The organism is Prevotella sp. HCN-7019 (genome assembly GCF_037890215.1).
Classification (GTDB): Bacteria; Bacteroidota; Bacteroidia; order Bacteroidales; family Bacteroidaceae; genus Prevotella.
Map to the genome: position 1 here is coordinate 118,938 of NZ_JBBKBO010000004.1, position 12,853 is coordinate 131,790.

The 12,853-nt window shown below is 42.5% G+C and carries 9 protein-coding genes; all 9 read right to left on the reverse strand.

The features are described from left to right. Positions 1 to 277: 277 nt before the first annotated feature. The 9 genes from guaA to WKT13_RS07630 all read right to left on the reverse strand — a co-directional run bounded on the left by guaA (position 278) and on the right by WKT13_RS07630 (position 12,691). Entirely contained in the window at positions 278 to 1,822 is a 1,545-nt protein-coding gene (guaA, locus tag WKT13_RS07590) for a glutamine-hydrolyzing GMP synthase (RefSeq protein ID WP_340323438.1), read from the reverse strand. Positions 1,823 to 1,845: 23 nt separating this feature from the next. After that, positions 1,846 to 2,586 (reverse strand): sugar phosphate nucleotidyltransferase, encoded by a 741-nt coding sequence (locus tag WKT13_RS07595; protein ID WP_340323439.1) that lies wholly within the window; start codon positions 2,584 to 2,586, stop codon positions 1,846 to 1,848. A gap of 65 nt (positions 2,587 to 2,651) precedes the next feature. Further along, complete coding sequence (locus WKT13_RS07600) at positions 2,652 to 4,205, reverse strand: RapZ C-terminal domain-containing protein (RefSeq protein ID WP_340323440.1); 1,554 nt, start codon at positions 4,203 to 4,205, stop codon at positions 2,652 to 2,654. Positions 4,206 to 4,495: 290 nt separating this feature from the next. Further along, positions 4,496 to 8,725 carry a family 78 glycoside hydrolase catalytic domain gene (locus WKT13_RS07605; RefSeq protein ID WP_340323441.1) on the reverse strand — a complete coding sequence of 1,410 codons (4,230 nt, stop codon included), beginning with the start codon at positions 8,723 to 8,725 and terminating at the stop codon, positions 4,496 to 4,498. A 269-nt stretch (positions 8,726 to 8,994) separates the two neighbouring features. Next, entirely contained in the window at positions 8,995 to 10,623 is a 1,629-nt protein-coding gene (gene groL / locus WKT13_RS07610) for a chaperonin GroEL (protein ID WP_298618371.1), read from the reverse strand. 50 nt (positions 10,624 to 10,673) lie between these two features. After that, positions 10,674 to 10,943 carry a co-chaperone GroES gene (locus WKT13_RS07615; RefSeq protein ID WP_298618370.1) on the reverse strand — a complete coding sequence of 90 codons (270 nt, stop codon included), beginning with the start codon at positions 10,941 to 10,943 and terminating at the stop codon, positions 10,674 to 10,676. Between the two features lie 701 nt (positions 10,944 to 11,644). Continuing rightward, positions 11,645 to 11,944 carry a DUF1294 domain-containing protein gene (locus tag WKT13_RS07620; RefSeq protein ID WP_340323442.1) on the reverse strand — a complete coding sequence of 100 codons (300 nt, stop codon included), beginning with the start codon at positions 11,942 to 11,944 and terminating at the stop codon, positions 11,645 to 11,647. 43 nt (positions 11,945 to 11,987) lie between these two features. Beyond that, entirely contained in the window at positions 11,988 to 12,389 is a 402-nt protein-coding gene (locus tag WKT13_RS07625; RefSeq protein WP_340323443.1) for an FKBP-type peptidyl-prolyl cis-trans isomerase, read from the reverse strand. Beyond that, positions 12,386 to 12,691, reverse strand: coding sequence for a hypothetical protein (locus tag WKT13_RS07630; protein ID WP_340323444.1), 306 nt, complete (start codon positions 12,689 to 12,691; stop codon positions 12,386 to 12,388). Before WKT13_RS07630 ends, WKT13_RS07625 begins: the two co-directional genes overlap by 4 nt. Positions 12,692 to 12,853 lie beyond the last annotated feature (162 nt).

Sequence of the window (12,853 nt, forward strand, 5' to 3'; positions counted from 1 at the left end):
CTGCCACAGTTCATACTGTTCCGCATTGTCTGGAATTTAGATCTCACTCCGTAGTTCTTCATGAATAAAGCAAATCCCCAGTGAATTTCTACTGATCAGTTTTACCCACCAACAGATAAGATATCACGAAAACACTATTACATAAAAGAACACAACACCAACAATATGTTTCGTGTTAGAATAAAGGAAAAACAAAAGTAGGAGGAAAACAGACATTTTCCTCCTACCCGATTATAGTTATATTGTATTTTCTACTTACCGAAAAATCATTTTGCAATCATTCCCATTCAATTGTCGAAGGTGGTTTTGAGGAGATGTCATAGCAAACACGATTTACTCCTTTTACCTTATTTATAATCTCATTGGAAACTTTTGCCATGAAATCATATGGAAGATGTGCCCAGTCGGCAGTCATTGCGTCTGTTGAAGTAACCGCACGCAGAGCAACAGGATGCTCGTAAGTACGCTCATCGCCCATGACTCCAACACTTCTGACAGTTGACAGCAACACTGTTCCGGCCTGCCATACCTTATCATACAGACGTTCCCCGTCCTCACAGATGTAACTCTGCATGTTTGAGATATAAATGTCATCGGCATCCTGAAGAATGCGCACCTTCTCACGCGTAATGTCACCAAGAATTCTCACTGCAAGTCCTGGGCCTGGGAACGGATGGCGTTTTATGAGACGCTCCGGCATATCAAGCTGATAACCTATGCGGCGCACTTCATCCTTGAACAGCCATTTCAACGGTTCGCAAAGCTGCAGATGCATTTCCTCGGGCAGTCCACCGACATTATGATGGCTCTTTATTACTTTTCCTGTAATATTGAGACTCTCGATACGGTCCGGATATATCGTACCCTGAGCGAGCCATTTTGCATCAGTGATTTTCTTTGCCTCAGCATTGAACACCTCGACAAAATCGCGACCGATAATCTTACGCTTCTGTTCAGGATCGTCAATTCCTTCAAGATCCTTGAAGAACTTGTCACTCGCATCCACTCCTATTACATTAAGCCCGAGCCCCTCATAGTCTTTCATCACCTGAGCAAACTCGTTCTTGCGCAACATTCCATGATCTACGAATATACAAGTAAGATTACTACCTATCGCCTTATGCAGCAAAACAGCACATACAGAAGAATCAACACCTCCTGAAAGTCCAAGAATCACGCGGTCGTCACCAAGCTGTTCCTTAAGTTCTGCTACCGTACTTTCAACGAAAGAGGCAGGACTCCACTCCTGACGGCTACCACAAATGTCCACCACGAAATTCTTCAAAAGAAGCGATCCCTGAAGTGTATGGAACACCTCCGGATGGAACTGAACAGCCCATACCGGCTTTTCTGAAGAAGCATAAGCGGCAAACTTTACATCTTCAGTAGACGCAATCACATGACAGTCTGACGGAATGGCCGTGATTGTATCGCCGTGACTCATCCATACCTGTGATTTTTCATCGAATCCTCGGAACAGGGCATTGTCAGTATCAATATACTGAAGATGTGCACGTCCGTACTCACGTGTTCCGGTACGCTCCACCTTTCCGCCATTGGCATAAGATATGAACTGGGCTCCATAACATATACCCAAAACCGGATATTTTCCCACAAATCTGGAAAGATCTACCTTAAAGGCCTGCTCATCGTGCACCGAATACGGCGAACCACTCAGTATCACTCCGATTATTCCCTCTTCGTCTTCCGGGAATTTGTTGTAAGGCAGTATCTCACAGAAGGTATCAAGTTCGCGCACTCTGCGGCCAATGAGCTGCGTGGTCTGCGAACCGAAATCGAGTATTATTATCTTCTGTTGCATTATATATTATATTTTAAGTGTGTTCAGTCTTTATTCAAATTACCGACAAATGCATCTGCATCATGCAAGGTCTCAAGTTTTCCTACATCCATAAGCTGCAAATCGTCCTTCTGCCAACCACGTATGTCAGCCCGTGCACATACACTCAAATAGAAATCCATGATTCCGAACTTATCAGGAAAAGACTCCATCAGCTTGAACATTGAAGGAGATATAACATGTATACCCGAAAAAGCAAGCATCCGACATGCATGCACATCAATGTCTTTATACGGCGACTTCACCTCCCCAGTCTGCACATTGGTCCATCCAACCAAACGCATGTCATTATCAAAAAGCAGATAACGGGCTGTTTTACGGCTGCTGACAAGAAGCATCGCATCTGCGTTATTGCAACCATCATAGAATTTTCTGAGATCTACATTGCTCAGAATATCTACATTATGAATAAGGATCGGTAAATCCAAAGAAAAGAAATGTGAGGCTTTTTTTATTCCACCGCCTGTATCAAGCAACATTTCAGACTCGTCAGACACGGCTATATCCATGCCGAAATTGTTGTTTACATGAAGATAGTCTATGATTTGTTCGGAGAAATGGTGCACATTGATGACGATTTTGGAAGCTCCGGAATTTTTCAGATTCATTATTACACGGCGCAGCAGAGGTTCGCCTCCGACTTCAACCAAAGCTTTCGGCTTAGTGTCGGTGATAGGCTTCAAACGTGTGCCGAGACCGGCAGCAAAAATCATTGCCTGCATCATCTGTCGGGAAAAAGTATTTTTTATATTTGCAAAATTACTTATTTTATTTTAAATGGCAAAGAGTTTCAACGTGCGTTTGAATGTCCGGCCTCCAATACTTGTTCTATGTTTTGTTCACGATGTACAATTCTCACCTCAACACCGTACTTTGAGTTAATATGCTCAGCCAGATGTTGGGCTGAATAAACGCTGCGATGCTGACCACCGGTACATCCAAACGAAAACATCAGATCCGTAAATCCACGTTGTATATAACGTTCCACATGTCTGTCTGCAAGTGCGTATACATTATCAAGAAAAGTGAGAATCTCCCCGTCATCTTCCAAAAATCGGATAACAGGCTCATCTAATCCGGTAAGTTTCTTATAAGGCTCATAACGTCCCGGATTATGAGTCGACCTGCAATCAAACACATATCCTCCACCGTTTCCCGATTCATCGGCAGGTATTCCTTTTCTGTAAGAGAAGCTGAAAACACGTACCACCAATGGTCCTTTACCGTCATACTTAGAAAAAGTAGCCGGTCCGTCCTGTGGGTGTGCCACATATACATTGTCATCCGTCGTTTTATATCCATCAGAGCGGTTGAGCGCAGGTTGTTCAATCCTTGCATACTGCGGCAATTCTGTAAGTCTACGCAGCATGTCCATCATATAAGGATATGGAAAAGAACGCTGCATGGCAAGTAGTTCGCGCAAATTCTCCATAGCAGGAGGGATGGAGTCGAGAAAATGTTTCTTACGTTCAAAATAGCCACGGAATCCATATGCTCCCAACACCTGTAAAGTACGGAAAAGTACGAAAAGTCCCAATCTTTCCACAAAATGACGAACAGAAGGGACTTCTGTGTAGTCTTTCAGTGAATTATAATATTCGGCCACAAGTTCACGTCTCAACTTATGAGGATATTTGGCCGACGCCTGCCAAAGGAAAGAAGCAAGATCATAATAATACGGTCCTTTGCGTCCACCCTGAAAATCTATGAAATACGGATGTCCATCAGCGTCAAGCATCACATTGCGGGCCTGAAAATCACGATACAGGAAACTGTCTGTCTTCTCAGCTGTAAGATCTTTTGCAAAAAGTCTGAAGTTAGCCTCAAGCTTCAACTCGTGAAAATCAAGTTCTGAAGGTTTGAGAAAACAGTATTTAAAATAATTGAGATCGAACAATACGCTTGCCTCATCAAACTCTGGTTGTGGATAACAGTTTTCCCACTCCAAGCCACGCGCACCACGTATCTGTATGTTTGGCAACTGTCGGATAGTTTCTGTCAACAACGCTTTTTCATGTTGATTATAACGTCCACCGGCCTGTCTGCCACCTCCCACTGCATCATAAAGCGACACTGTGCCAAGGTCCGTCTGCAGATAACATAGTTCATCCTCACTTGCTGCAAGAATCTGCGGTACCGGCAACTGACGTCTTGTAAAATGTTCGGACAGATAAATGAATGCATGGTTTTCATCACGACTGGTGCCTATCACTCCTATAACAGTTGCACCATCCGCATCTGCCATACGGTAATACTCGCGGTTACTGCCCGCCATCTGTAATTTCTCAATATGTACAGGGTTATAACCACGCCATCTACTGTACAGATTTACCAACTTTTCCAAAGCGTTCTTATTATAATTAATCATTTTATTCACACAAACAGAGAAAACGGATCAGTTGTGACATCTGAGATAAAAATATAAATTAAACGATTCTGTCACTATCATGGTGTATATAACAGAATTTCATTCAATTTTACATTGCAGAAATATTCAACAGACACTATCGGTCAGTCCATCCCTATTGTGTTTCTATCACACTGCGAAATTAAAAAAAAAACATCAAAAAACCGCACTGGCTGCTATAAAAAGCTGCAAGTGCGGTTATGGTTTCTATCAATCAGACAGTCAAATCACTGCTTGATCACTTTTGTGGTATAAACCTTATCGTCACACCATGTAGTGAGAAGATATAATCCGGCTGCCATGTCAGACATGTCTATACTTGAACAGTCACCATCTATAGACTTTACGATATTACCAGACATTGAGCAAAGATTCACTTTTGATATTTCCTCATCACATGACAGATAAAGTCTGTCTTTTACAGGATTCGGATATACAGACAGTTTGTTGGTCTTTTCAACTTCTGAAATATCATTTGTGCCATCTGTAGTAAAATGATATGAACCTGATCCAATATTATAAACCATCATACCGTTTTCATATTTCACAAACTCAATTCCTTCTGCCTCAGAAGCCGGAATACCATTTTCATAAACTGTTGTATTCTCGCTTACAACAGGAATATAAAGTGTTGCAGTTGTGTTTGCAGGAACAACCACTTTGTAATCCAGCATCACACCATCACCGGCTGTCCATGAAGAAACTATCTTTCCATAATTACTATCATAGCTGCAATCCACCTTGTTTATTCTCTCCTGACCATCTGGTATTGACTGACGACTGTCGATATTCGGACGAATAATAATATGCTTGAATCCAGGATTCTCCTCGCTTACGGCAATACCGGCCATATTGCGGTACATCCATTCACCAACTGCACCATAAGCATAATGGTTGAACGAGTTCATTGCTGCATCTCCGAAACCTTTTTCTTTAGTATAAGAATCCCATCTTTCCCACATTGTGGTAGCTCCCTGATCTATACTGTAAAGCCAAGAAGGACATTCTCTCTGCAGCAACAGATTGTAAGCCTTGTCAGTAAGACCGTTGTCTGACAGTGTGGTATTAATCACAGCTGTACCTACAAATCCGGTATTCAATTTTTCACCATTTGATGCAATAAGATTCTCCAGTCGTTTTGTAAGATACTCATACTGTTTTTCGTCTTTGTACAAATTGAAGTTGAGAGCCAACAGGCAAGCGGTCTGTGTAGGACGTCGCAACGCTCCCGTTGAAGGAATGAAGAAACGACTCTGGAACTCTTCCTTTATATTATTGAACAAAGTCTCATATTTGGCTGCCTTCTGAGCATATTCGTCATTCTCAGACTTACTGAGTACACGTGACATCTTTGCCATGAGCTGAGCGTCATAAGCATAATATGCTACACTGACATAACGAGGATCTGTTGTTGCGAAAGACAACCAGTCACCATGTGCTGTGCCTCCTCCCTGATACAGATAACCATCGCCCTGCTGTGTTGACAACCATGTCATGAATTTTTCCATAGACTCATAATTGTCTTCGATGATCGTCTTGTCTCCAGACATAACATAAACATTCCACGGTACAATTATACCAGCATCAGCCCAAGCACCGTTTCCAAATTCTGTCCAGCTTACAGGAGCAATATCATAATATGCTCCGTCTTCACGCTGTCCATCACGTACATCTGTCATCCATTTCTGGTAAAATGCGGATACATTAGAATTGTACATCGCTGTATTTGAGAATACTTGTGTGTCTGCCGTCCATCCCAGACGCTCATCACGCTGCGGACAGTCCGTCGGAACAGATATAAGATTGCTGCGCTGACCCCATATAATATTGCTGATAAGTCTGTTCACCATATCATTATCTGTTGAAATAGAACCGATATCATCATGTGAAGAACTTATTGGCACGCCTTTTATGGAAACAATCTCGACATCTTCTGTCGGAGTAAGTTCGCAATAACGGAATCCATAGAATGTAGTAGTCGGGCTGTAAGTTTCATTCTCTTCTCCAGACATCGTATAATACAATTCAGCTTTAGCACTGCGCAGATTAGCCAAATACAGACTTCCACCAGGTCCATCATTGGCTCTGCTCTTCTCACCAGTATCATTCAACATTTCGGCAAAGCGCAAATGCAAGCGTGTGTTACGTTTACCGTTCACCTTGAATTCAACCCATCCGGCAAAGTTCTGTCCAAAATCGAATATGACAGACTGGCCTTTCTTCAGCTGTACAGGAGCATCACCATCAACCTTGCTTACTACGTTTATCATTCCGTAATCACCAGAGCCACCTGTAGTTCCTTCATATATTGTTGCAGTCTTGACTGTCTGTATATTGTTTGCAAGCACTTTTACAAACGGCCCCTTCTCAGCTTCTATTACGCCATTGAAACCTGTATTTTCAGCCACAGCATTCCATGTATTTATATCACTTCCGTTCCAATCGGTCACGATACGTGCATCATAGACTTCTCCGTCATAAATATCACCGCTCTTCACAGCACCTTTGTTAGATGAGGCCCATGTCTCGTCTGTAACAATAACATCAGTTGTGTTGTCATCGTATGTTATCACAAGCTTTGCGATAAATCCGGTTTCCGGTGCTCCATATATACCTTTGGCAATAGCGCCGGCCCACCATCCAGATGTGACAACAGCACCCAAAGTATTCTTTCCTTCAACAAACAAAGATGTGACATCGTGTGACTGGTAGAACACACGTTTACGATAATCAGTCCATCCCGGTTTTAGTTCTTCATATATAGTTGTTCCATCCGGCTGCAGATGTCCCACTCTGTGACCGTTTACAAATACATCATAAACTCCAAGAGCAGAGGTATAGAGCTTGGCAGACTTCACCTTTTTCTCTACAGCAAAATCCTTACGGAACATCGGTGCACCATACGTAGCATCCTGCATCATGCGATATTCAGCTCCGGTGACATGCATATGACATTTGCGGTTACCATCAACAACAATAATCTCCGGATTATAGAAATATTCAGAATTTTCGCTTTCGAAATCCTCTAAGAATGTAACGACAGGCTCGCCATTATCGTTATATTCTGTCATTTTCAGATTATCAAAATAAGCTTCTTCCTTCACATTTGCAGAAGTATTGTCTACTCTGAGACCAAGATCACCTTTTGCAAGAATTCCGAAATTATCCTCATAAGTATCAACAAGTACCTCATCAATATAAGTCTTTATCACATTGCCTTCAACATCAATCTTTATATGACGCTCGTGTCCAACAAGATCTTCTTTTGAAAAAGCATCAATAGGAATATCTTCATGCCACGGTGTGGTACTGTTGTTATAAACATGGCGACGTACAAGAGGCTTATCTCCATCAGATGTGTTTATCTGCCACATGTAATAAGTATTCTTTGAAGTGGCACCGAATACGATAGCCGCATTGTCTCTTACAAGGGTCATATCTGTTTCAACCGTATATCTTAGATTCTGAACAACCTTCATCTGCCATGCATACACACTCTGTTGTGTTGATCCGACAACATACAGTCTTCCATCTACAACCTCTCCTGCTGTGAAATTGTTTGTCTGCGAAAAATCTTCGGAAAACAGGACATTATCTGAGGCCGAAGAAACCTTAACATTATCAAAATAAGCTATTTCCGGCTGCATGTCATGATCACCATAATCCTGACGTATACCAACATCCCCATATGGGAAGTTGCCATCACGTTCGTCAACCATCACATCATTGAGATAAGTTGTAACATGACGTCCGTCATTTGTTACATCTATGCGCAAATGGTATGTCTCACCTTCCTTAAGATCGATTTTTTCCTTAAGAGGCAGTTCCGTTATCAATGCCGGAGTACCGTTGTTCCATACATGCGGACGGAACACAGGATTATTAGGATCCTTTGTGCTGAACTGCCACATATAGAAGCTGCCCTCTCCAGTCTTTCCAAAACATACACCGGCAGCAGTATGATCTATCTCAAAATCAAATTCTACAGTGTAGTTCTTGATGTTTTCAACAACTGTACCATACGCGGCATTCGTGGCCTTGATCCATTTGGCACCGCTCCATCCAGAATTCATCAGGCCGGTGTCAAAATAAGCCTGCTCGGACGAACGGGCCTCATTGCCCTTGTTGTCCTTAACAGTCACAGTCCAGTAATAACGTGTCGACGGCTGCAAGTTTATGCCTGCAGCTGGTACGTTTGACGATTCTGACGATTCAATCACTCCAGAATCCCACACAACACTTCCATCCGGAGCGCCGTCCGTAACGACAATCCGATAAGAAGTCTGCACCACAGAACGCTCGTCAGACTCCAGTTTCCAGCTGAAACACGGTTCGCTGTCGTCAATGCCCTGTGGATTTTTCTGCGTCATCACACGTAATCCGACTACATCCAACGCACTCGCCACATTGGCGCACATCAGAAGTAATGACGCAAACAATAAGTTTCTTTTCATCATAATAATAAAAATTGGTTAGGTTTAAGAAATACGTAACATGCCGGTTATGCGTACGGCATATGCAGACACCCTACGTTCTGTTTGATGCAAATGTAACAATAATATATATGTAATCCAAAATAGCATCAGCCATAACAAACCAAGAACACGCAGGAAGTATCAAAAAACAAATGAACTGTATCAAAAAACAGATACGTGTAAAACAATAAAAAGGGGATAACTTTGTTTAAAGTCATCCCCTTCGAATATTTATATTTTATGCATTCCTATTACATCATGCCACCCATACCTGGCTGTGCCATTGGCATTGCAGGTTTCTCCTCTGGTTTGTCTACGATGAGACATTCTGTTGTAAGGAACATACCAGCGATTGAAGCAGCGTTCTCAAGAGCCACACGTGCAACCTTGGCAGGATCGATTACACCTTTCTGACGGAGATCTTCATAGCAGTCTGTGCGTGCATTGTAACCAAAGTCACCTTCGCCTTCACGAACTTTCTGAACAACAACAGCACCTTCGCCACCGGCATTGGTAACAATCTGGCGCAATGGCTCTTCAATTGCACGTGCTACGATATTGATACCGGTCTGCTCGTCAGCATTGTCACCCTTAAGGTCTTTGAGAGCTTCTTGAGCGCGGATGTATGTTGTACCACCACCTACGACAACACCTTCCTCTATTGCGGCACGTGTTGCGCAGAGAGCATCGTCAACGCGATCCTTCTTCTCCTTCATCTCGACCTCGCTGTTAGCACCTACATAAAGTACAGCCACACCACCTGAAAGCTTAGCCAGACGCTCCTGCAGTTTCTCTTTATCATAAGAACTTGTTGTGTTGGCTATTTCGTTCTTGATCTGAGCAATACGATCAGAGATGAGCTGTTTGTCACCGGCACCGTTTACAATAGTGGTTGTATCCTTGTTTACAGTAACCTTGTCGCAAGTACCGCACATATCGAGAGTTGCCTTGTCCAGTGTCAGACCCTTTTCCTCGCTCACTACAACACCACCTGTCAGAACAGCGATATCCTCGAGCATAGCCTTGCGGCGGTCGCCGAATCCAGGAGCCTTGACAGCACAGATCTTCAATCCACCACGCAGACGGTTTACAACCAATGTTGTGAGAGCCTCAGAGTCAACATCCTCTGCGATAACGAGCAACGGACGTCCGCTCTCTGCTGCAGGCTGAAGAATAGGCAGGAAATCCTTCAAATTGCTGATCTTCTTGTCATAAACAAGGATATAAGGATTGTCCATAACGCACTCCATCTTATCAGCGTCTGTAACAAAGTATCCGCTCAGATAACCACGATCGAACTGCATACCTTCAACAACACCAATGCTTGTGTCACGGCTCTTGCTCTCCTCTATTGTGATAACACCATCCTTTGAAACCTTGCGCATTGCATCTGCAAGCAACTTACCGATCTCAGGATCGTTATTTGCAGAAACAGTAGCAACCTGCTCAATCTTATCATAGTTGTCACCAACCTGCTCAGAGTTATTCTTGATATAATCAACAACAGCGTTGACAGCTTTGTCAATACCACGTTTCAAGTCCATAGGATTTGCTCCTGCTGTAACATTCTTCAAACCCTCTGTTACGATAGCCTGTGTAAGAATTGTAGCAGTTGTTGTTCCGTCACCGGCATCGTCGCCAGTCTTGCTTGCAACGCTCTTTACAAGCTGTGCACCAGTGTTCTCAAAACGATTTTCGAGTTCAATCTCTTTTGCTACTGTTACGCCGTCCTTTGTGATCTGCGGAGCACCAAACTTCTTCTCTATAACCACATTGCGTCCTTTAGGACCAAGTGTTACCTTAACAGCATTTGCCAACTGGTCAACACCTCTTTTGAGCAAATCGCGTGATTCTATATTGTATTTTATTTCCTTAGCCATAATTATCTGAAATTTTATATTGTTTGTTGTTTATGAATGTATGTTGTTTATCAGCCCACAACAGCGAGCACATCACTCTGGCGCATGATGAGATATTTCACTCCTTCATACTCGAGTTCTGTTCCAGCGTATTTGCCATAAAGCACTTCGTCGCCCTCTTTCAGGATCATAGGCTCGTCCTTTGTACCCTGACCGGCAGCAACAACCTTGCCATGCTGCGGTTTTTCTTTGGCTGTATCAGGAATGATTATTCCTCCGACTTTTTCTTCAGCTTGTGCCGGAAGTACCAGCACTCTGTCTGCTAATGGTTTAATGTTCATAATGGTTATTTGTTTAAAGTTTAATCTGAATTTATGTTTCGGACGTGCCATTGTCAGACGCATCCACCCCACTAACAGCCAAAACCATGCCAAAAAAGACCGACTGACAAATTTGTCATCTGTCGACTGACAAATCTGTCATATTCTGTCTCCATACAAAACATTTACTTTGGAATGACAGAAACATACATATGTCACAATATGTGTGATATACTCAGAATTGCCGTATATTAATACATTTCTGCCAAGGCAACCACCACCATATCGCCCCATAGCGAAATTATTTACAAGAAAAACACATTTATGACTAAAGAACAAGGTTTTTTACGTATTACACACAACATACTATATATCAACAATTTACATAAAGATATACAAATCGATTGCAAAACGATAATACGAAAAAGCCTTTTCCAACATGCAACAAAGCCCATATTACAGTGTAAAACAGGCTTTACTACTGTACCAAACACTGTTTTCTGTCATGCGATAAGCACTATTTCGTAGGCTGCATAAACCAGAAATATGGCATAAAACTGACAAAAACGAATTTTCAGATGCATTTTCTGCCATTACATAATTTCATCTGGAGAAATACAATTGTACAATTTTTTACTGTCAAAAATGAATCTTTATACATTTACGACAATCATTTATATAGCCGTACTCACACTGACTGTCATAACAAAAAACGCCATGCCTCAAAACAAAATTTGCATAAGATTATCACCGAACAGATATAAGACAATCGCAACCTGAAGAACAAGTATGAAAGGAACACCATATCTGAACTTGCGGTGAAGTGTCTTATGACGCCACACCTTCATACCAAGCCATGCACCGAGACTTCCTCCGACGACAGCGGACATAAGCAGTGTGGCTTCAGAAATGCGCCAACACCTGTGTCCGGCCTTCCATTTGTCGATACCGAAAACGACAAATGCCACCAGATTAACTAACACAATATATGCCATGACAATATACGCAAACTCTACATCCATCATTTCATATTTTTTCTCTTCGCGTTACGCAAAATGTCATTTCTCACGCAATCCCAATCAGTTCAATGTCGAAAATGAGTACCGAACAGCCTGATATATCTCCGGCAGCCTTGCGTCCGTAACCTTTCTGCCAAGGAATGAACACCTGCCAACGGTCGCCGACACGCATATGACAGAGCACTGTCTGAAACCCCTCTATCAGCTCGTTCACCCGGAAAGCCTCTGGACATTGACGCATACGCGAGTCATCAAACACTTTTCCGGATATTAGTGTTCCAGTATAATGCACAGTCACAATACTGCGTGGACCTGCCATGACAGCACCCGAGCCAGCATTAATAATCTTGTAGAGCACCCCACCCTCAAGTTCATGTACACCTTCCTGTTCTGCCATCCTTGCAATGAAACTCTCGTTCTGTAATCTGTATGCTTCTTTTTTGTTCATACGTATTCGGTTTTCAGTTCATCAGTCACCACAAAATCATCATCAGCAGGATTCTCCGAAACGTATACAATACGCATGCCACGATAAGCGGCCGGAATCTTGAGCGTGTCGAGAGCTTTCCAACAAGGCGGTCCGAAATCATAAGACCGACCTGTAAGAACAATTCTCAAAGACACAAAATCGAACTCGTAATAACCGCCTCCCAGACACACCTCACCTGGCTGCAACAGATGTTTGTGCAGATTCACCATTCCGAAACGGAAATATCCCTTGTCGGTGATTATGAATTTGGGCTGTTCCATATTTAAGATAAAAATTGAAAATTATACCGCAAAGATACTCTGATTGTTTCAAAGAGTGGCAATTATGTCAATACAAAAATGGCATAACCTCCATTTTTTCATTACAAGGCACAGCATGCCACAAGCACATTAAGACTCGATAAAATGCGCTATGACAACATA